Source organism: Rhodococcus indonesiensis (genome assembly GCF_047782815.1).
GTDB classification, from domain to species: domain Bacteria; phylum Actinomycetota; class Actinomycetes; order Mycobacteriales; family Mycobacteriaceae; genus Rhodococcus; species Rhodococcus indonesiensis.
Window position 1 is genome coordinate 4940027 of sequence record NZ_CP180630.1, and the last position, 19847, is coordinate 4959873.

At 69.9% G+C, this 19847-nt stretch carries 17 protein-coding genes; 5 read left to right on the forward strand and 12 right to left on the reverse strand.

Annotated elements, in window-relative coordinates; translation table 11 throughout:
- Positions 1-19: 19 nt before the first annotated feature.
- Positions 20-532, forward strand: coding sequence for a MarR family winged helix-turn-helix transcriptional regulator (locus ACM26Y_RS22625; protein ID WP_054373041.1), 513 nt, complete (start codon positions 20-22; stop codon positions 530-532).
- Here the strand turns inward: ACM26Y_RS22625 and ACM26Y_RS22630 are convergent.
- From ACM26Y_RS22630 to ACM26Y_RS22650, 5 genes are all read right to left on the reverse strand, one after another.
- Positions 513-1664: an acyl-CoA dehydrogenase family protein gene (locus ACM26Y_RS22630; RefSeq protein ID WP_416062030.1), complete on the reverse strand. Its 1152-nt coding sequence runs from the start codon at positions 1662-1664 to the stop codon at positions 513-515. The two genes, ACM26Y_RS22625 and ACM26Y_RS22630, sit on opposite strands and share 20 nt — an antisense overlap.
- Positions 1665-1771: 107 nt before the next feature.
- On the reverse strand, positions 1772-3289 hold the full coding sequence (locus ACM26Y_RS22635; protein ID WP_416062031.1) for an acyl-CoA synthetase: 1518 nt from the start codon (positions 3287-3289) through the stop codon (positions 1772-1774).
- Between the two features lie 55 nt (positions 3290-3344).
- Complete coding sequence (locus ACM26Y_RS22640; protein WP_003934367.1) at positions 3345-4145, reverse strand: enoyl-CoA hydratase; 801 nt, start codon at positions 4143-4145, stop codon at positions 3345-3347.
- A 10-nt stretch (positions 4146-4155) separates the two neighbouring features.
- Positions 4156-5043, reverse strand: a complete 888-nt coding sequence (locus ACM26Y_RS22645; protein ID WP_416063735.1) for an alpha/beta fold hydrolase — start codon at positions 5041-5043, stop codon at positions 4156-4158.
- Positions 5044-5152: 109 nt separating this feature from the next.
- The gene (locus ACM26Y_RS22650; protein ID WP_416062032.1) at positions 5153-6127 is read right to left on the reverse strand and encodes an LLM class F420-dependent oxidoreductase; all 975 of its coding nucleotides are present in this window, start codon (positions 6125-6127) and stop codon (positions 5153-5155) included.
- 84 nt (positions 6128-6211) lie between these two features.
- Here ACM26Y_RS22650 and ACM26Y_RS22655 point away from each other — a divergent pair, with 84 nt between their 5' ends.
- A complete protein-coding gene (locus ACM26Y_RS22655; RefSeq protein ID WP_416062033.1) occupies positions 6212-6937 on the forward strand; it encodes an MOSC domain-containing protein in 726 nt (241 codons plus the stop codon).
- 80 nt (positions 6938-7017) lie between these two features.
- Here the strand turns inward: ACM26Y_RS22655 and fahA are convergent, their stop codons facing one another.
- From fahA to ACM26Y_RS22675, 4 genes are all read right to left on the reverse strand, one after another.
- A complete protein-coding gene (fahA, locus tag ACM26Y_RS22660; protein ID WP_416062034.1) occupies positions 7018-8205 on the reverse strand; it encodes a fumarylacetoacetase in 1188 nt (395 codons plus the stop codon).
- Positions 8202-9086: a hypothetical protein gene (locus tag ACM26Y_RS22665; RefSeq protein WP_416062035.1), complete on the reverse strand. Its 885-nt coding sequence runs from the start codon at positions 9084-9086 to the stop codon at positions 8202-8204. Before ACM26Y_RS22665 ends, fahA begins: the two co-directional genes overlap by 4 nt.
- Positions 9083-10279, reverse strand: a complete 1197-nt coding sequence (locus tag ACM26Y_RS22670) for a homogentisate 1,2-dioxygenase (RefSeq protein WP_054373019.1) — start codon at positions 10277-10279, stop codon at positions 9083-9085. The genes ACM26Y_RS22665 and ACM26Y_RS22670 overlap by 4 nt, the downstream gene beginning before the upstream one ends.
- Before the next feature lie 115 nt (positions 10280-10394).
- Positions 10395-10928 (reverse strand): MarR family winged helix-turn-helix transcriptional regulator, encoded by a 534-nt coding sequence (locus tag ACM26Y_RS22675; RefSeq protein WP_003934374.1) that lies wholly within the window; start codon positions 10926-10928, stop codon positions 10395-10397.
- 468 nt (positions 10929-11396) lie between these two features.
- Between ACM26Y_RS22675 and ACM26Y_RS22680 the strand changes: the two genes are divergently transcribed.
- The 3 genes from ACM26Y_RS22680 to ACM26Y_RS22690 all read left to right on the forward strand — a co-directional run bounded on the left by ACM26Y_RS22680 (position 11397) and on the right by ACM26Y_RS22690 (position 13985).
- The gene (locus ACM26Y_RS22680; RefSeq protein WP_416062036.1) at positions 11397-11729 is read left to right on the forward strand and encodes a hypothetical protein; all 333 of its coding nucleotides are present in this window, start codon (positions 11397-11399) and stop codon (positions 11727-11729) included.
- Positions 11730-12137: 408 nt separating this feature from the next.
- A complete protein-coding gene (locus ACM26Y_RS22685) occupies positions 12138-13106 on the forward strand; it encodes an alpha/beta hydrolase (protein WP_416063736.1) in 969 nt (322 codons plus the stop codon).
- A 276-nt stretch (positions 13107-13382) separates the two neighbouring features.
- Positions 13383-13985, forward strand: a complete 603-nt coding sequence (locus tag ACM26Y_RS22690) for a C40 family peptidase (RefSeq protein ID WP_054372122.1) — start codon at positions 13383-13385, stop codon at positions 13983-13985.
- Between the two features lie 831 nt (positions 13986-14816).
- Here the strand turns inward: ACM26Y_RS22690 and ACM26Y_RS22695 are convergent.
- The 3 genes from ACM26Y_RS22695 to ACM26Y_RS22705 all read right to left on the reverse strand — a co-directional run bounded on the left by ACM26Y_RS22695 (position 14817) and on the right by ACM26Y_RS22705 (position 19525).
- Positions 14817-15200, reverse strand: coding sequence for a Zn-ribbon domain-containing OB-fold protein (locus ACM26Y_RS22695; protein WP_416062037.1), 384 nt, complete (start codon positions 15198-15200; stop codon positions 14817-14819).
- Positions 15197-16153, reverse strand: a complete 957-nt coding sequence (locus ACM26Y_RS22700) for an alpha/beta fold hydrolase (protein WP_416062038.1) — start codon at positions 16151-16153, stop codon at positions 15197-15199. Before ACM26Y_RS22700 ends, ACM26Y_RS22695 begins: the two co-directional genes overlap by 4 nt.
- 78 nt (positions 16154-16231) lie before the next feature.
- Positions 16232-19525, reverse strand: a complete 3294-nt coding sequence (locus ACM26Y_RS22705) for a protein kinase domain-containing protein (RefSeq protein WP_416062039.1) — start codon at positions 19523-19525, stop codon at positions 16232-16234.
- Positions 19526-19847 lie beyond the last annotated feature (322 nt).

A 19847-nucleotide genomic window follows, 5' to 3' on the forward strand; every position in this document is an offset into this window, starting at 1 on the left:
CGGACCGTACCCTGGTGGCATGTCCGACCCAGACATTTCGACCGCGCCCACGAGACTCGCGCGGCTCCCGAGCTGGCTGCTGACCCAGTCCGCGCGCCACGTACACCGAGTGGTGTCCGGCCGGCTCGGCCTGGCCGACGCCCGCGGCTACCACTACCGCGCGCTGGCGGCGCTCGAGGAGTACGGCTCGCTGTGTCAGGCGGATCTGGGCCGCCGGGCGGGGATGGACCGCAGCGACATCGTCGCCACCGTCAACGAGCTGGCCGATCGGCGGTTCGTCGACCGCAGTCCCGATCCTACCGATCGGCGCCGCAACATCATCAGCGTCACGCGCCGCGGGCGGCAGCACCTGCGCGCCCTCGACGACGTCCTCGTCGCGGCTCAGGACGAGGCGTTCGCGTCGCTGGACCCGGCCGAGCGGGACCAACTCGCCGCCCTGCTCACGAAGCTGCTCGCGCACCACACCCGGCAGGCGAAGGGTCCCGTGCGGGACCCCTCCACCTCGGACGGGCTCAGAGGGAGCGGGCGATGATCTGCTTCATCACCTCGTTCGCGCCGGCGTAGATCCGCTGCACGCGGGCGTCCTCATACATCCGGGCGATGAGGTACTCGCGCATGTAGCCGTAGCCGCCGTGCAGCTGCACGCAGCGGTCGATGACCTCGCACTGCTTGTCGGTCAGCCAGTACTTGACCATCGCGGCGTCCGCGGCGTCGAGTTCGCCCTTCAGGTGCTGCTCGATGCAGTGATCGAGGAATACCTGGCAGGTGCGGGCGATGGTTCGGCACTCGGCCAGCTCGAACGCGGTGTTCTGGAACTCGAACAGGCTGTGCCCGAACGCCTGCCGCTCCTTGGTGTAGCGCACCGTCTCCTCGACCGCACGGTCCATCGCCCCGGCCGCCTGGGCACCGATGATCAACCGCTCCTGCACCAGCTGCGCCATCAGCTGCGCGAAGCCCTGGCCTTCGGTCTCGCCGAGCAGGTTCGACACCGGTACCCGCACGTCGGTGAACGACAGCTCGGAGGTGTCGGCGCCGTGCTGGCCGACCTTGTCCAGCACGCGCCCGACCGCGAAGCCGGGGCAGTCGCGCAGGTCGACGATCAGCAGGGAGACACCCTTGGCGCCGGCCTTCGGGTCGGTCTTGACGGCGAGCACGATGACGTCGGCCGACGAACCGTTGGTGATGAACGTCTTCGAGCCGTTGACCACGTACTCGTTGCCGTCGCGGACCGCGGTGGTCTTGATGGCCTTCAGGTCCGACCCGGCGCCGGGCTCGGTCATGCCGATCGCGCCGAGGATCTCGCCGGTGGCCATGCCGGGCAACCAGGTTCGCTTCTGCTCCTCGCTGCCGTACTCGAGGATGTAGTGGGCGACGATGCCGCTGTGCACCGAGATGCCGAGGGCGAGATCACCCGAGTAGCCCTGTGCCTCGAAGACCGCGAGATCGTGCGCGAAGGTCCCACCCCCGCCGCCGAACTCCTCCGGGATCGAGCACAGCAGCAGACCGAGCTTGCCGGCCGCGAGCCACACCTCGCGGTCGATGCGCCGCTGGGTGTCCCACTTATCGGCGCGGGCCATCACCTCGCGCTCGAAGAAGTCGCGGGCCAGTTCCGAAACCGCCTGGACCTCGTCGTCGTGCCAGGACGGCACGTGCTTCTTCACCATCGGTGTCCTTCAACCTTCCCTCCGGTGTGACCGAATGTCACACCGCGTCGATTCGATCGAACTGATGTGACATTCGGTCGATGCCGGTCGCCGCAGGTCGATGCCGGTCACTGGGTGCGCAACTCGCGCTTGAGGAGCTTGCCGCTCTGGTTGCGCGGCAGGGTGTCCACGAAGCGGACGAGCTTCGGAACCTTGAACGGCGCCAGGCGCTGCTTGACGTGGTCGATCAGCTCGTTCTCGTCGGTGTCCGCACCGTCGCGCAGCACGACGACGGCGGTGACGGCCTCGATCCACTTCTCGTCGGGGGTGCCGATGACCGCGACTTCGGCGACGGCCTCGTGGGTGTAGAGGGCGTCCTCCACCTCCCGGGACGCGACGAGGATGCCGCCCGTGTTGATGACGTCCTTGATCCGGTCGACGACGGTGATGTAACCCTCGGCGTCACGGGTGACGAGATCGCCGGAGTGAAACCACCCGTCGCGGAACGCCTCCGCGGTGGCGTCCGGGTTGTCCCAGTAGCCCAGGCACAGCTGCGGCGACCGGTACAGCACCTCGCCGGGCTCACCGTCCGGCACGTCGTTGCCGTCGGCGTCGACGACGCGGGTCTCGACGAACAGCACCGCCTTCCCGCACGACGACGGCCGGTCCGCGTGCTCCTCCGGACGCAGAACCGTTGCCAGCGGCCCGATCTCGGACTGACCGAAGCAGTTGTAGAACCCGAGGTCCGGGTAGCGCTCGCGGAGCCGGTTCAGCACGGTGACGGGCATGATCGACGCGCCGTACTGCGCCTTCCGCAGCGACGACAGGTCGCGGGTCTCGAGATCGGGGTGGTTCGCCAGCGGCACCCACACCGTCGGGGCGAGGAAGAGCGAGCCGATCCGCTCGGACTCGACGAGCCGCAGGATCTCCGGGATGTCGGGGGCGGGCAGCAGCGTGACCGTGGCGCCGACGGCCAGGTACGGCAGCATGAACACGTGCATGCCGGCGGAGTGGTACAGCGGCATGCAGATCAGCGGATTGTCGTCCGCCGCCAGGTCCAGCGCGACGATCGACGAGGTGTACTCGTGCACCAGCGCCCGGTGGGACATCATGGCGCCCTTGGGCTTCGAGGTGGTGCCGGAGGTGTAGAGCAGCTGCACGAGGTCGGCGTCGGAGACAGTCACGTCGAGTTCGGGCACCTCGCCCGTGCCCGCGACGGCGAGAAGCGAGTCGTCGGCGTCGCGCAGCGGCACCACATGCTCGGCCGGGACGTCGCCGAGGACGGCGTCGAGGTTCTCGCGCAACGCGGGGTCGACGAGGACGGCGCGCGCCCCGGACTGGCCGAGAAGGTAGCTGAGTTCCTCGCCGCGCAGCGCGTAGTTGATCGGCACGTGCACCAGGCCGGCGCGGGCGGCCGCGAGGTACCCGACGACGTAGGCGTCGGAGTTGGTGCCGTACGCGGCGACGCGATCGCCCTGCACCAGGCCCAGCGCACGCAACCGTCCGGCCGCCCGGGTGACCGCGTCGTCGAGCTCGCGGTAGCTGAGGGTTCGGTCGCCGAATCGCAGGGCGGTGCGGTCGGGGAAGCGGGCGGCGCTGCGGTGCAGCACGCCGTCGACGGTGTTCGCGCGCGGGTCGAGGCTCATGGCCGACAGGTTATAGGACGTCCAACCAATTGACCAGACCGATCGATCGATAACGTCAGCGACCCTGCCACACCGGCCGGCGCTTCTCCACGAACGCCGTCATACCCTCCTGGGCGTCGCAGATCATCGCGTTGGTCGCCATCGTCTCGGCCATCGCCTCGTAGGCCTGCTCCTGCGACAGCTCGATCTGCCGGTAGAAGGCTTCCTTCCCGATCCGCACCGTCGCCGGGGACGCCGAGACGATCTTCGCGGCCAGGGCCGCCGTCTCGGACTCCAGGACCGCGGGATCGACGACGAAGTTGATCAATCCCCAGTCCGCCGCCGTCGCCGCGTCGATCGTCTCGCCCGTGAGCAGCATCTGCATGGCCCGCTTGCGCCCCACGGCCCGGCTGAGCGCGACCATCGGCGTGGAACAGAAGAGGCCGATCTTGACCCCCGGGGTACCGAACACCGCGTCCGACGACGCGACCGCCAGGTCGCACGACGCCACCAGCTGGCAGCCGGCCGCGACGGCCGTGCCCTGCACCGACGCGATCACCGGCTGCGGCACCGACTGCACGGTCTGCATCATCTCGGTGCAGGTGTCGAAGATGATCCGCTCGTCCTCGAGGGTGCGGCCGATCATCTCGCGCAGGTCGTGCCCCGCCGAGAACACCGGGCCCTCGGCGCGGATCACGATCACCCGGGTCGCGGGCTCCGCGGACAGCGCGCGCAGCCCCATCGTGACCTCGCGCATCGCCGCCGCGGACAACGGGTTTCGCTGATCGGGACGGTTGAGGGTGAGCAGGCCGATGCCGGACGCCTCGTCGACGGCGATGAGAACGGCGGCGGGCTGGTCGGTGCGCGTATCGGTCATGCGCTCCTGCCTACACCACCGCGACGGGGGCGGCCACCCCCCGAACGTGGGTGAGCAGCCGCAGCAGCGCGGCCGCCACCTCGTCGGCGTGCTGGACGATCACCGAGTGCCCCGCGCCCTCGACCCGCACCAGTTCGGCGGCCGGCAGCCGCGCGGCGATGGCCCGCGAGTGCGCGAACGGCGTCAGCTCGTCGGCCGAACCGCCGAGCACCAGGACCGGGATCGCCGCCAGCACGGCCAGGGCCGCCGACTCGTCCAGCACCGCGAACGCCGCCAGGAAGCGCGAGAGCGTCACGATCGACGCCTCGGTGGCCAGGGTCGTCGCCAGCGACCGTGCCCACGAGTCCGCGCCGCCGCGACGGATCACCGGAGCGCACATCCGCCCGCCGACCCGCATCGATCCCTGCATCACCCGCGGCGCGCGGCGCACCGCGCGGTGGAGCACGGACACCGCCGGGTGCCGCAGATAGCGGCCGAGTCCCAGCTCGGCCAGGCCGCTCGCCGCGGTCGCCACGAGGGCGGCGCCCACGACGCGGCTCCCGATCCGCTCCGGGTACAGCCGCGCGTAGGCCATCGCCACCATCCCGCCCATCGAATGCCCCGCCAGCACGACCGGACCGTGGGGCACGACGGTGCGCAGCACGACGTCGAGGTCGTGGGCGAGCTGGTCGATCGTGTACGTCTCCGGCGCACCGACCCCCGACCGGCCGTGCCCGCGCTGGTCGTAGGCGACGATGCGGATCCCCGCCCCGGCCTGCCCGGCAAGGCGCTCGCGGACCGCCGACCAGCTGCCGGTGTGCAGGCAGTGCCCGTGCACCAGCACGACGGTGACGAGCGCGTCGACGGGTCCGTGCACCCGCACCGACAGAGGCACACCGTCGTCGGCGACGACGGTCACCCGACGCAGATCCGGTCCAGGCATCGCGGCCTCCCAGCGGTCGATCTGCCGGGAATGTCGCCGATGCCCGAGCGGGACGTTACCGCCGCGACCGAATCGTGACCGGTGGTCAGCGTGGGGCGAGGGCCCGGACCATCTCCGTGGGGTCGCCCGCGGTGGTCATCGCGATCACGGGGGTGGTCACGCCCGCCTCGACGTACCGTTCGATGTGCTCCCGGCAGGCCTCGGGCGGCCCGTGCACGACCAGCTGGTCCACCACGTGGTCCGGGATCGCGGCGAGGGCCGCCGACCGCTCCCCCTCCGCCCACAACCGCCACATGCCCTCGAAATCGTCGCTGCGTCCGAGAAATTCGTGGAAGGCCCGGTAGACGGGGACGTTCATGTAGGCGGCGATCATGCGACGACCGATGCTGCGGGCGGTTTCGGCGTCGAAGCCGGACAGGACGAAGATGCGGGCGACGATCTCCTTGCCCGCTCCGCCCTCGTGCACGTACGGCGCGACGGTGCGCACGTCGTCGGCCGACAGCCAGTTGACGATCGCGCCGTCGGCCTCGCGCCCGGCGAGGCGCAGCATGCCCGGCCGCAGGGCGGCGAGCAGCAGCGGCGGGGCGGGATCGGGGACGAGTCCGGCGCGGAACCCGCTGACCTCGAACGTGTCGTATCTGTGCGTGACCTTCTCGCCGGCGAGCGCGGCCCGCAGGAACTGCAGGGTGTCGCGGGCTCTCTTGAACGGCTCCTCGAAGGGGGTGCTGTTCCACTTCTCGACGATCACGTTGGACGAGGTGCCCACGCCGAGGACGAATCGCCCCGGGGCGGCGGCGGCGAGAGTGGCCGCGGAGATCGCCAGGGTGGCCGGACCGCGCGTGAAGACCGGCACGATCGCGGTACCCAGGCGCAAGGTCGGCGCCCACACGCTCGCCAGCGCCAGGGGCGTGAAGGCGTCGGCCACGCTGCTCTCGGACGACCACACGTCGGTGTAGCCGAGGTCGGGCAGTTCGGCGATCAGATCTCGCTGGCCGGGCAGGGGAATGCCGTCGAGGGGGATCGTCAGGCCCCAACGGCGAGGCGTCGCATCATCGCTCATACGCCACACCTTAGGCCGCGCCGGTGTGTCCTTCGGGCTGCCAGGACCACCCGAAGGACACACCGGTCCGTATGCTGGCCCGTTGTGCAGGTCTCTCAGCTGTGGCGTTACCCGGTCAAGTCGTTCGGCGGCGAACAACTGCAGTCGGCGACGATCGAGCCGGACGGCCTGCGCGGCGACCACCTGTGGGCGGTGATCGACGCCGAGACCGGCGCCGTCGCGACGGCCAAGAAGGTGCGCGCCTGGTCGCGGCTGCTCGAATGCCGCGCCCGACTGCTCGACGACACCGACCCGTCGGATCCGGCCGTCCTCGAGATCACTCTGCCCGACGGCCGGTGCACCCGCGGCGACGACCCACGCACCCCGGGCCTGCTGGCGGAACTGACCGGGCGGGCACTGACGCTGGAAGCCCGCCCGCGCACCTACGACGACGCGCCGGTGCACCTGCTCACGACGGCAGCCGTGGACGCGCTCGGCACGGGCGACGCCGCCGACGTCGCGCTGCGCCGCTTCCGGCCCAACGTGGTGGTCTCGGCGGACGGCACCGGCTTCGTCGAGGACGGCTGGCTGGGCCGGCGGCTCGAGGCGGGGACGGCCGCGCTCGTGCCGACGCAGCGCACGGCCCGGTGCGTGATGGTGACGTTGCCGCACCAGGAGGTGCCGGCCCGGCGCGACATGCTCCGCACCGTCACCGAACGCAACCGCGTGCCGAATCGTCCCGAGGCCACGCCGGCACCGTGCATCGGTGTGTACGCCGATGTCGCGACGGAAGGCGTTCTCGCGGTGGGTGACTCACTGACCGTTCGCTGAGGCGGATCCGCGCGCCGACCGGACGTGGGCGCGCCCGGTTCGGCGCGCCGTTGTCGAGCCCGAGCGCGGATCCGCGCCGGTCAGCGGCCTGCGTCCTTCGCGGGCAGGATGCGGGTGCGGACCTCACCGAAACCGATCCGGGTGCCGTCCGGGCCGGGCGCGGTCGCAGAGATCGAGATCTCGTCGCCGTCCTCGAGGAAGGTGCGGGTCTCGTCGCCGACCTGGACGGGTTCCTTGCCGCCCCAGGTGAGTTCGATGAACGCGCCGCGCTGGTCCTTCTCGGGCCCGGAGATGGTGCCGGAGCCGAACAGGTCGCCGGTGCGGGTGGCGGCACCGTTGACGGACGTGTGCGCGAGCATCTGCGCCGGCGACCAGTACATCTGGGCGTACGGCGGACGCGAGACGACGTGACCGTTCCACTCGACCTCGAGATCGATGTCCAGGCCCCACTTCTCGGTGCCCTTCAGGTACGGCAGCGGCTCCGGGTCCTGCACCGGGGTGTCGATGCGGGCCGCCTCGAGCGCAGCCAGCGGCACGACCCACGGGGAGATGGACGTCGCGAACGACTTGCCGAGGTTCGGGCCGAGCGGCACGTACTCCCAGGCCTGGATGTCGCGGGCCGACCAGTCGTTGAGGATCACCGCGCCGAAGCAGTGGTCGGCGAACTCGTCGGGGGTGACGGTCGAACCCATCTCGGAGCCCACGCCCACGATGAAGCCCATCTCGGCCTCGATGTCGAGGCGGGTCGACGGACCGAACACCGGCGCCGGATCGTTCGGGCCCTTGCGCTGTCCGCACGGACGCACGATGTCCACTCCCGACACGACCACGGTGCTCGACCGGCCGTGGTAGCCGACCGGCAGGTGCTTCCAGTTCGGCATCAGCGGCGACGGGTTGTCGGGTCGGAACAGGCGCCCGAGGTTCGACGCGTGGTTCTCGGACGCGTAGAAGTCGACATAGTCGGCGACGTCGATCGGCAGATGCAGAGTCACGTCCGCGACGGCGTGCACGGCCTCGGCGGGCACGTCCCCGGCGACGAGGTCCTGCAGCGCGGCCCGCACCTCGTCCCAGCGGGCGCGGCCCTGTGCCATGAACGCGTTGAGAGTCGCCTCGGCGAACGCGGGATCGTCGAACACGACGGACAGGTCGAGAACGGAGTCACCGACGCGCACACCGACGCGCGGCTGCGTTCCGGCCGTGGAGAACACGCCGTAGGGCAGGTTGTTCGCGCCGAAGAGCGAACCTTCCGGAATGTCGATGACGGTCATGCGAGAGATCCTTCGGTGATCGGGGACATCGTCGACGGAACCAGGCCGACCTCGACGAGATCGGCGAGCGGCTCCATGATGCTGCAGGTGCCGAACGAGCGGAAGCTGTTGCGCAGCTCTTCTATTCGAGCAGGCGGCAAATCGTTCAGTCGCGCAGCGAGACCGGCGCCGTCCCGGTCGGCGAGCACCGCCGCGACGGCAGCGGTGTCCGCACCGTCGAGTACGGCGTCGACGGCGGCGAGTACGTTGAGGAATCCGTGTTGTTCGAATCCGGTGTGCGGGTCGGTGTTGCGGACCGCGTGGTGCAGGCCCGCCGTGGCCTTGAACGCGACCTTCGTGCGGACCACGGTCGAGAGGGCTTCGGCGAGTTCCCGCTCGTCGGGGTACGCCTCGGCGACCACCCCTCCGGTGCGGAACTTCGCCGCGTAACGCGACCCCACGAGTCCCTGGAGGATCTCGGCGCGACGCTCGTCGCGCGGCACCTCCACGAACAGTGCGACTCCGGGGTACTCGGCGGCGATCACATCGAGGGCGACGAGCACACCGGCGGGACTCTCCCCGGCGGGCACCGCGATCTCGAGGGCGGCCACGGTGACGCCGTCGACGTCGCGCAGGCTCTCCATCGCGGGAACGACCGCGGACGGCCCGCCCGGAACGGTCAGGCTCAGGGTGAGGTCGCCGCCGAACGGACGCTCGCCGAGCGCCTCGAGCAACTCCGGGATCCGCGGCGCCGGGAACACGAACGTGCCCACCAGCCCGGCATGGTCGGCGATGCGGTGCGCGGCGTGAGCGGGGAGGGCGCGATCGAGCGGGGCATTACCGGGCGGGAACAGCGCGGCGTCGTCGCACAGCTCCGTCAGCAGGGGTCCGAGAGTGCTCACTTCTGCAACCCCCGGTTCCAGCTGCCGGCATAGGCCGCGTCCTCGCACGCCAGCGCACCCTCGCCGAGTTCGAGCGGCCGGAACGTGTCCACCATGACGGCGAGCTCGTCGAAGAAGTCGACGCCGATGCTGCGTTCGTAGGCGCCGGGCTGCGGGCCGTGGGCGTGGCCACCGGGGTGGACCGAGATGGATCCCTGGCCGATGCCGGAGCCCTTGCGGGCCTCGTAGTCCCCGCCGCAGTAGAACATGACCTCGTCGGAGTCGACGTTGGAGTGGTAGTAGGGCACCGGGATCGCCAGCGGGTGGTAGTCCACCTTGCGGGGCACGAAGTTGCAGATGACGAAGTTGTTGCCCTCGAACGCCTGGTGCGCCGGCGGCGGCTGGTGGACCCGGCCGGTGATGGGCTCGTAGTCGTGGATGCTGAAAGTGTACGGGTACAGGCAGCCGTCCCAGCCGACGACGTCGAACGGGTGGTTGGGCACGAGGTAGCGGGTACCGACGATGCCGTGCGACGTGCGGTGCTTGACCAGGACCTCGACGTTGCTGTCCTCGACCTGGATCAGCTCGGTCGGGCCGTGCAGGTCGCGCTCGCAGAACGGTGCGTGCTCGAGGAACTGGCCGAACCGCGACAGGAAGCGCTTCGGCGGGACGATGTGGCTGTTGGCCTCGATGACGTAGGCGCGCAGCGGCTCGTCGCCGGTGGGAATCCAGCGGTGGGTGGTGGCCATCGGCAGCAGCACGTAGTCGCCGGCCTTCGCGTCGAGCACACCGAAGACGGTCTCGACGCGGGCGGTTCCCGACTCGACGTAGACCATCTCGTCGCCGACGACGTTGCGGTAGAGCGGCGACTCCTTCGCCGACACGACGTACGAGAGGCGCACGTCCGCGTTGCCCAGGATGAGCCGGCGGCCGGTGACCACGTCGGTCTCGGCCCAGACGGTCTGCGGGAACAGATCGTGCAGCTTCAGGTGGCGCGGCTTGAGCGGGTGGTTCGGGGTGGTGGCCTGGTCGGGCAGCTTCCACTCGGTGGCGTCGACGATGGCCGACGGGATGTGCCGGTGGTACAGCAGCGCCGAGTCGGAGGAGAAGCCCTCCTCGCCCATCAGCTCCTCGTAGAACAGTCCACCGTCCTCGTTGCGGTGCTGCGTGTGCCGCTTCGGCGGGATGACGCCGAGCTGTCGGTAGAAGGCCATGGGTTTCAGCTCCTCGGGCTCGTGCTGACCGATCCGCGGTGAACCCCGCGGGATGTTAGTTAATACCTTAACTAGATTTCGGGCGTGAGCGCAACCACATAGGCCGAATCGGTCGTCAGTTGCGGCCGCGGATGTCGAACTGGCTGCGTTTGGTGATGAGCTTGTTGAGCAACATGACCAGAATGTGCTGTTCGGCCTCGGTGAGCACGTCGACCCAAGCCGCTTCCCGCTCGTTCTGCGCCCGGAACGTCTCCACGATCTCGCGTTCGCCGGTCTCGGTGAGCGACAACCGGACCGACCGGCCGTCCTCCGGGTCGGGGGTGCGCGTCAACAGACCCGCCTCGACCAGCGGTTTCGCCAGATTGGAGACGGCGGCGCGGCTCATGCCGGTGAGCTTGGCGGCCATCTTCGGCTCGATCGGACCGGCCAGCCAGGTGACGAACATCAGGCGGTAGGCCGACCACGACCGCCCCCGCGGGCGGTGCACGGCCGCCTCGAGGTCATACGTGACGATGTCGGAGGCGCGGTTGAGGGTCAGCAGCACCTCGGTGGCCTGCTCGTGGTAGTCGCCGTATCGATTGCTCAGACGCCGGTTCGCAAGCTCGACGAAGGACCAGTAGTCGAGTTCGCCGGCGTCCGTTTCGGTCATGGGCGCCACTTTATCCGAGACCGTCTATTTAGTACACGTATTAATCAACATGGGCGGTCCGAGCGGGGACCTGAACAGTTCGCGGCGCTGCACGTCGATACGACGTTGGACGCGGCAGCGGGCGCCGGCAGCGATGTGGGCCTCGATGTACCGGTGCGAGAGGGCGTGGCACAGCCTCTCCTCTTTGCTTGCCAGTCCATGAAGGCCGACGCCGCGATCGGTCCCGTGGTCGCACCGAACCGGTCCCGGTGCGGGCGCACGAACCGTTGCCCACCTCGCTCGAGGGTGCGGGAGGCGAGAAAACAGGTATACCCCGGGTCATTCGGCCGATGCCCTGCGGCCCCGCGGCGGGCAACGATACGACCTGCCACAAGCCGCGAGCCGGTCCCCTGGTGACGCCGACACCGTTGATCGTCGCACTTCGGAACGGACCCGTCGCGTGGACTGCACGGAAAGGGGTCTGCACCGATGACGGCAGAATCGTCCAGCTGGGGTGACTATGTCACGGCGACGTTCTCCCGCGATTTCGCCGCCGAGGGCGTCGACTACGACACCGTCGCACAGATCCATCGTGGTGTCGTCGATGAGTGGCGTGTGGCGCTGGCTCGCTCGGGGCTGTTCACCAACCGCGCCGTCGCCGAGGCGGCGCGCTGTTGGCAGAACAATCCCTCCTCCCTACTGGACGCCCTGCTCGCGGACGCGGACGAGATGACCGTCAAGCGCTACCGGACTGTCTGGGACATCCTGGATCGCACCGCCGGCCAGGCCGATTCCATCCGCACCGCGGCTCGGTACGCGTGAGCACTCACCGCAGCAGAGCGATATGCAGCACGCTCAGGCCTCGGCGCAGCACGCCCAGCGTCGCTGGACGCCGACCGGCAGATACTGCAATCGCCCGGCCGGCATCGTCGGGGCGTGGACCCCCGACCGGCACCGCGACCAGACTCCGACGGCGGCACTGCCGCTGTGCCGATGCCCCTGTAACCCTGTGAAATACGCGCACGCCGACTTCGACGTCGCATTGTGCGTAGTCCCCCGGCAACGCGTGGCCGAACCGCTGGGGCGAAGGAATGAACTGATGTGAGGACCATCGTGACGACCAACCCGCCGTGGGAACCCGGCGATCTCGACGGATGCGCTACGCATGACGAGCCAGGAATCCCCCACTGGCCGGCCCCTCTGCACCAGCGGCATTTCCCCGGAACCAGCGTGCAGGCGCAACTGCTCGCGCGTTCGCTCCAGCTGACCTTGCGCCCGGTGCTCTCCCTGTGGGCGCGCGCGTCCGGGCTGCCGTGGCCGACCAACCTGATCGAATCCGTCGGAAACCTGCTGCCGCCGATCGAGGGCACCCGGTGCCGGCCCGCGACACTGCCGAACTGCGGCGCCCTCTGGGCCGAAGCGAGGGACGTCGGTATCGACCGCGTCGTCCTCTACCTGCACGGCGGCGCGTTTCTGTGCTGTGGCCTGCGCACGCACCGGCGCCTCGTCTCGCGCATCTCCGCCGAGGCACAGGCACCGGTGCTGATGGTCGACTACCGAATGCTGCCCACCCATACGATCGACGACGCCATCGCCGACAGCATCGACGGGTACCGTCTCCTCCTGACCGTCGGCTACCGTCCCGAGCAGATCGTGATCGCCGGCGACTCCGCCGGCGGCTACCTGTCGTTCATGGTGCCGCTACGGCTCCGGGACGAGGGCCTGCCTGCGCCCGCTGCGGTCGTGGCCCTGTCGCCGCTCACGGAGCTGGATCCGGCCCGCAAACTGGCACACGTCAATGCGGACCGATGTGCACTGCTGCCCGGGACCGCCGTGGCGGAACTGTCCCGACTCACCCGGCGCATCGATGCACAGAAGGCGACAGACCCGAACGCGCAGGCCCGGAGGTGCCCGATCGATCACGATCTGCGCGGCATGCCCCCGACGCTGATCCAGGTGGGGTCGGACGAGCTGCTGCTGCCGGATGCCGAAACGATAGCCCACCGGCTCGCGGCGGCCGGAACCGAGTGCGAGCTGCAAATCTGGGACCGCCAGGTGCACGTGTTCCAAGCCGCGGCCGATCTGCTGCCCGAATCCCGCCGCGCCATCGCCGAGATCGGCCGCTTCATCCGGTCCGCGGTTCCGGCCCGGGCACCCGGTGCGGCGTGCCCCGAGAAGGAATCGGGATACCCGGCGTAGCAGTGGATTTCGATTCCGAAGTGGGGTCGATGTCCGCCGACTCACCGACCGATTCCGGCGGGACGAGTTCCAGGGCGGCGACACACCTCAGCGTGGGTGACCCGCCCGCCGGTGCCGGTCGGCAGGCCCGGTTCGTGATCTACCCGCATCACCGAAATAGGTATGCGTATCGGCCGTTCGACCGTTGTCCGAGTCGTTCGTGACCGGAATGTTATGGAGTGTCACGTCCGAGCCGCACAGTCCTCGGACACCGTCCCCCACGAAGGACTCCATTCCATGGCCAAACACAGAGCGCATCGGGGCTCTCGCCTGCAACTTTCGCCCGTAGGTCTCCTGATCGCCGGGAGTGCGACAGCGGCAGCATGCCTGTTTCCGGCGGCTCCGGCCGCAGCGGAGCCGATCACCGTCCCCGGGATCGGCACGTTCGACTTACCCCACCCGCCGGGGCTTCCTCCGGTCCCCACCCCAGCACCCCTCCCGGTACCGGACCCCGCACCGCGCCTCGACACGGCACCCTCCCTGCCGCCGTCACCGTCGACCCACGGTGCGCAGGCGCTCGCCGCGGCCGAGTCGAAGATCGGGTCACCGTACGTCTGGGGTGCGGCAGGGCCGGATGCATTCGATTGCTCGGGCCTGGTCCGGTGGGCGTACCAGCAGGTCGGGGTCGTCGTGCCGCGCACCACCTACGACCAGCTCGACGGGGGACACCCGGTGGATCGGGCCCACCTGCAGCCCGGCGATCTCGTCCTGTTCAACGGAGCGCAGCATGTCGGGCTCTACGCCGGGAACGGCACGGTCATCCACTCCCCCACCACCGGGCAGTCGGTGAAACAGGCACCACTGGACTCGATGCCGTTCTACGCGGCCCGCCGATACTAGCCTCGGCCACCCCTGGTGCCGGTCGAGAAGCCGCCGGCACCAGGGCTGCACGGGCCCTGAGCCCGACGAGTCGCGGGGATCGAATCCACGACCCGGCCGGACTACGCATCGATCCCCGCCTTGCGCCGAACCTTCCTTCCCGCGGGGCGTGCTCGGTGATATCGGTGCTGCGCTCGGTCGGTACGAAGTCGCACTCGACGGGGTCCGCCCCCAGGAGCACGCGCGTGCCCCTCGGGAATATCCCACCCAGAAGCCTGGCATGCCCTGGATGTCAACGCTTTTCGTCAATACGTGCATGCGTTCGGCTCCCGATCGCGATGCCCTTCGCGATCGTCGGTTTCGCGCGCCCGGACCGATGCCGATACCGTGCCCCGTCCCGACCGAGACCACTGGGCACCGCCCGGGGGTGGCCTGTCGCCATCCTCGACGAGCGTGACAGCCGTCCGCATGGTGCACAGCTCTTCGTCACGCCCCGACGGCGCGAACGCCATCCAGGCGATGCCGGGACGTGGGCGCAGGTACGAGCGTGGCGACGTCACCGATAACCCGTCGCCGACGGGACGCCCAAACCGCGAACAACCCCGACTTCCGACCTCTGATCGGCATCACACCCGAGACGGCCGCCCTTTCCGGACGCGTGCATCGTGTCGTGCTGGAAGGAAAGCGCTGTCCAACAGCGGTCGACGACGAGGCGCTGTCCGACTCGGTCGGGTTCTGTGTCACGACACCGGGACAGCAACGACACAGGCTTCGGCGAGGAGTTGACCGCTCCGCGCCTGCCTCCCAATGTTGTTTACCGGCACTGTCCTCCGGTTCAGACAGGACCGGAAGTCAGTCGGGGTCGCGGGGTGCGAAGACCGGGAATCGCTCGCCTGGCTGCGTGGACCGGAACCGCACCCGCACCGGCCGCTCCGACCGCACCGGCACGTCGCCGTCGATCCACGAATAGACCCAGGGGCCCTCGTCGAGCGCGACGATGGCCATGACCGACGGGCACGGCTCGCCGCACACCGGGTCGGGGGTGCGATCGACGACCCGGTACGAGACGATCACGCCCGCGCCGGCCGAGGCGATGGGCTCGAGGGTGCCGGCCCCGCACGAGGGACAGCACCCGGTCAGGGGCGCGAGCAGTGCAGCGCATCCCCGACATTTCCAGATGACGAGTTTCCCGGAGCGGGTGGTCTCGCGCCCGCGACGGGCGAGTCCGGCGCTCACGACGCCACCTCGGTGGGGATCCACTCCAGGACGGTGCGCATCGTGTGCCCGAAACACTCCGGGTCGGTGATCGGCCACCCGTGTCCGCCCGCAACGGTGAACACCGGCGGTCCGCCCAGGCAGGCGCGGAGCGATTCGACACTCGCACGCGATATCAGGCGGTCGCCCCGGCTCCACATCAGCGCTACCGGCAGACGTCGTTGCGCCAGTCGGTTCAGCTCCCCGGTCAGGCCACCACCCGCGGCGATGAGGTCGGTGCGCCCGACGCGTCCCGGAGCACCGACGTCGTGGCCGATGGTGGCGGTGCGGCGCGGCGGCGTGGCCGGGGCGAGCATCCGCAGCGCCAGCGCGTCCCCCAGAGCCGCAGCGCCCCGCTCCCACAGTGGTCCGTCACCGAGCGGGGGCACCGCACTCTCGACATCCGGCCACCCCTCTGCACCCACGGGGTTCACCAGAACCAGGCGCGCTATCCGATCCGGAAGATCATCGGCGGCTCGGACCGCCAGCGCCCCGCCGAACGAATGCCCGACCAGGGTCACCGGACCGAGTCCGGCAGCGTCGAGGAACCGACCGAGCCAGGCGGCGCAGTCTGCCACGGTTCGCTCATCGAGGGGACGGTCCGGCACGCCCGAGAAACCCGGTATCGCCGGGGCATAGACACGACAGCTCCGGGCCAGCCGGGCCAGGGCGTGCCGGTAGATCCAGGGCGTCAATCCCCATCCGGGAACGAAGACCACCGGCGATCCTCGCCCGAGGACGGCACACATCTCCGCTTGTGCGTCGACTCGAACAGTGGACCAGTGCATCGCGGTGGACTGGCCGTCGGCTCGGGTCATGGTCGATCGGCGTCGGTAGTGCATCGGTGGACCTTCGATCGAACGGGTGAGGCATGTCCCACCCTGCCGTATCCATCGAGGATGGACCACGGCCGGAATACCTAGAGGCATACCCATTTTCCCCGAAGGAAGGAAACTGGTCGGTACGAGCTGGCGGCGATCGGTCGCCAGTTCGGAGCGGACCTTCGCATGAGGCTAGTCGTGCGTCTGCTCCGCGACCCAGGCCGCGACCTGGGCCCGAGAGGTGAAGCCGAGTTTGGCCAGGATGTGCTCCACATGACCTTGTGCCGTGCGAGGGGAGATCACCAGCCGACGGGCGATGGCCTGATTCGTCAGGCCTTCGCCGATGAGGTCGGCGACCTGCCGTTCCCTCTTGGTCAGTCGCATCGACGCGTCGGCGCCGGGCGTGGAGGCGGCCGGCGGTTGTTCGCGCAGGGCGTAGGCGATGGCCGCGTCGAACCCGAATTGTTCACCTCGGCGGTGGGCCGACCCGAAATCCTTGTCCCCGAGTATTTTCCGAACATTTCGTACATAATCTTCATGATGCACAACTAGATTGGAATAGATGATCGGGGAACTGCCGATCGCCTGCGCCAGTCCGTCCGCGGCGCCCATCAGAACTGCGGCCCGACGTGCATCGCGCCGGTCGGCGCTGATCCAGGCCAGCGCCGCGAGGGAGGCTGCCGCGGTGTGGGGAGCACGCACTTGTCGGGACAACGCCAGCGAGTCTTCGAGGAACCGGACCGCACGATCTGCATCACCCTGCTGCCACTGGACGATACCCAGGGCCCACAGCGCATACGATCGATGCACCGTCTCGCCGTACGTGTTCGTGATCGCCAGGACCCGCTCATGACATTCGACGGCCTCCTCTGTCAGGCCGGACAGTTCATAGGCCGTCCCCAGTGTGGTCAGGGCGGTTATCTCGAGCGCCCGGTCTCCGCGTTCGCTGAACTGTGCGAGTGCGGATTCGAGGCGAGAGCGGGCATGGTCGAGATCACCGCGCAGGACGCCGAGCCTGCCGTCGGCGGCGTCGACGAACGCGCGGATCAGGGGGTCGGTGGTCTGCGCCGCCAGGGTGCGCCCGTGCGCGACCATTGTTGTCCCGGTGGGGAGGTCGCCCTGGACGCTGGCCATCACGCTGGCGCCGTAGAGCGCCTTGGCCCAGTCGAGCGTGGGCGGGCCGCTGTGGCGGGCGAGCAGTCTCTCGTACCACCGCCGCCCCTCGTGGTAGAGGCCCTGCGAGATCCAGAACGAGAACAGCGCGGCGGCAATACGCAGCCCGGCGGCAGGCTCGTCCTCGACGGAGAAGTCGAGGGCTTCGCGCAGGTTGGGTTGTTCGCGCTTGAGGCGGGCGATCCAGTCGAGCTGACGGGCGCTGATCCACTCGGCCTCCGCGGTAAGAGCCAACGCCTCGTACCAGTCCCGGTGCCGGCGACGCACGGTCAGACCCTCACCGGACTGTCCGAGCTTCTCGGCGCCGTAGTCGCGCAACGTCTCGAGCATCCGGAACCGCACCACCGACCCGGCCTCTTCCCGGATCAGGATCGACTTGTCCACCAGGGCGGTGAGCGTGTCGAGCACCTCTCCCGCGGCGAGCCCCTCACCGCACACCTGCTCGGCGGCGTCGAGGTCGAAGCTGCCCGCGAACACCGCCACCCGAGCCCACACGCGCTGTTCGACGGCGGTGCACAACTCGTAGCTCCAGTCGATGCACCACCGCAGGGTTTGTTGTCGCGTCGGCGCGCCCCGGTGGCCGCGGGTCAGCAGGGTGTAGCGGTCGGTGAGCCGGTCGAGGATCTGCTCGGGCGAGAGCGCCCGCAGCCGGGCCGCGGCCAGCTCGATCGGCAGCGGCAGCCCGTCGAGCCGGTGGCAGATCCGCGCCACCGTCGCCGCGTTGTCCTCGGTGAGCGCAAAACCCGGCACGGCGGCCGCGGCGCGTTCGGTGAACATTTTCACCGCCTCGTATCGCGGCAACTCCCGCATCGAGGGCGGCTGCTGCGGATCCGGGACCGTCAGCGGCGGGACATCCAGCACGGCCTCCCCGCCGACGGCCAGGGGTTCGCGGCTGGTGGCCAGGATCCGCACCCGAGGACACCGGCGCAGCAGCACCTCGACCAGGTCGGCGACCGCGTCGATCACCTGCTCGCAGTTGTCGAGCACCACCAGCACCTGCCGTGGGGCGAGGAACTCGACCAGCACCTCCCGCATCGGCCGGCCCGACTGATCCCGCAGTCCCACGGCGGCGGCCACCGCCTCGAGCAGCGACGCGCGGTCGTGCAGCTCCCCGAGTTCGACCAGCCGGACCCCGTCGGCGTAGTCGCGCTGCACCGCCGCCGCCACCCGCACCGCCAGCCGGGTCTTGCCGACCCCGCCGATCCCGGTCAACGTCACCAGCCGGGATCCGGCCAGCAGGTTCTTCGCCTCGGTCAGTTCGTGGCGACGGCCGACGAAACTGGTCAACTCCAGGGGCAGGCTGCCGGTGGCGCCCGACACGGTGGGCACCGGGGTCCGGCGCCGGCCGCTCCGCACCGGCCCGGGGTCCCCGGCCTCCGCCTCTCCTCCGGCCTCGACGGCTTCGGCCTCGACGTCGGCGCGCAGGGCCATCTCGTCGACCGGTAAGCCGTGGGCGCGTTGCAGGGCTCGGAGCGCCTCCCCGAGGTCGGCGGCGGTGGCCGGACGCTGCTCCGGGGTCCGGGCCATCGCCCGTGCGATCGCGTCGGCCACGTCGTCGGGGATGCCGTGCTCGCGCAGGTCGGGGACCGGCTGCGTGGTGATCCGCAGGAACTGCGCGACCACCTGCTCCCCGCTGCGGCGTTCGAACGCCGCATGACCGGTCAGCGCGCTGAACAGGGTGGCGCCCAGACCGTAGACATCGGCGGCCGCACTCGGCGGCTCCCCGCCCAACACCTCCGGCGCGGTGTAGGCCGGCGATCCGGTGACGGCGCCGGTGGCGGTCTCGAAAGCGCCGGCGATGTGCGCGATGCCGAAGTCGGCCAGCTGCGGTTCGCCGTACTCGGTGAGCAGTATGTTCGCCGGTTTGACGTCGCGGTGCAGGATCCCGAGCCGGTGCGCGGTCTCGAGCGCACCGGCCATCTTCACCCCCAGCCGCAGCGCCTCGCCGAGCGGCAGCGGCCCGCGGCGGCGGAGCCGCACGTCGAGGCAGCCCTGCCGGTGGTACGGCATCACCAGGTAGGGGCGGCCGCTGTCGGTGGCGCCGACCTGCAGGACGGGGACGATGTTCGGGTGCCCGGTCAACCGTCCCATCGCCCGCTGCTCGCGGAAGAACCGCGCCCGGTTCTCCTCGTCGAGGTCGACGGTGAGCACCTTCACCGCCACCGTGCGCTCCAGATCGGTCTGGGTGCAGCGGTAGACCACCCCGAACCCACCGCGGCCGATCTCTTGGGCGTCGTCGAACCCGGCCTCGGTCAATTCCGCGGCCGGGGCGGGCGGGTACCGCTGCGTGTCGAGCGGATCACCTGCACCCATCGGAACGCGCTGCTCACTCCGTCGGCTCGTCACTCCCGCGCACCGGACCCGACGGCCCGACCAGTACACGTTCCTCCGTGACCTCACCTGGTGAGGCGTACCTCCAGGTTATCGCCGTATACGGTCCACGGGACCGTCGACCACCCCCGGCCGGTACCCGACAACGGTCCTCGGGCCGACTCTGTCGCTCGGGATCGTCGAGATACACGTCGAAGCCGGCAAGCAGCTGTACGGTGGCGGCCATGCATGGCCAGGTCGGTCCGCTGGCGCACCGGACGGCCGACGTCGAGACCGCCGGCCGCGTCGCGATCACAGGCGACGC

Bases quoted from the DNA above. Each gene is read 5' to 3' on its own strand.
- ACM26Y_RS22680 (WP_416062036.1), top strand. From the start codon at position 11,397: ATGACGGCAGAATCGTCCAGCTGGGGTGACTATGTCACGGCGACGTTC.
- ACM26Y_RS22630 (WP_416062030.1), bottom strand. From the start codon at position 1,664: ATGGTGAAGAAGCACGTGCCGTCCTGGCACGACGACGAGGTCCAGGCG.
- ACM26Y_RS22625 (WP_054373041.1), top strand. From the start codon at position 20: ATGTCCGACCCAGACATTTCGACCGCGCCCACGAGACTCGCGCGGCTC.
- fahA (WP_416062034.1), bottom strand. From the start codon at position 8,205: ATGACCGTCATCGACATTCCGGAAGGTTCGCTCTTCGGCGCGAACAAC.
- ACM26Y_RS22670 (WP_054373019.1), bottom strand. From the start codon at position 10,279: ATGGCCTTCTACCGACAGCTCGGCGTCATCCCGCCGAAGCGGCACACG.
- ACM26Y_RS22690 (WP_054372122.1), top strand. From the start codon at position 13,383: ATGGCCAAACACAGAGCGCATCGGGGCTCTCGCCTGCAACTTTCGCCC.
- ACM26Y_RS22635 (WP_416062031.1), bottom strand. From the start codon at position 3,289: ATGAGCCTCGACCCGCGCGCGAACACCGTCGACGGCGTGCTGCACCGC.
- ACM26Y_RS22650 (WP_416062032.1), bottom strand. From the start codon at position 6,127: ATGAGCGATGATGCGACGCCTCGCCGTTGGGGCCTGACGATCCCCCTC.
- ACM26Y_RS22700 (WP_416062038.1), bottom strand. From the start codon at position 16,153: ATGGGTATGCCTCTAGGTATTCCGGCCGTGGTCCATCCTCGATGGATA.
- ACM26Y_RS22640 (WP_003934367.1), bottom strand. From the start codon at position 4,145: ATGACCGATACGCGCACCGACCAGCCCGCCGCCGTTCTCATCGCCGTC.
- ACM26Y_RS22675 (WP_003934374.1), bottom strand. From the start codon at position 10,928: ATGACCGAAACGGACGCCGGCGAACTCGACTACTGGTCCTTCGTCGAG.
- ACM26Y_RS22705 (WP_416062039.1), bottom strand. From the start codon at position 19,525: ATGGGTGCAGGTGATCCGCTCGACACGCAGCGGTACCCGCCCGCCCCG.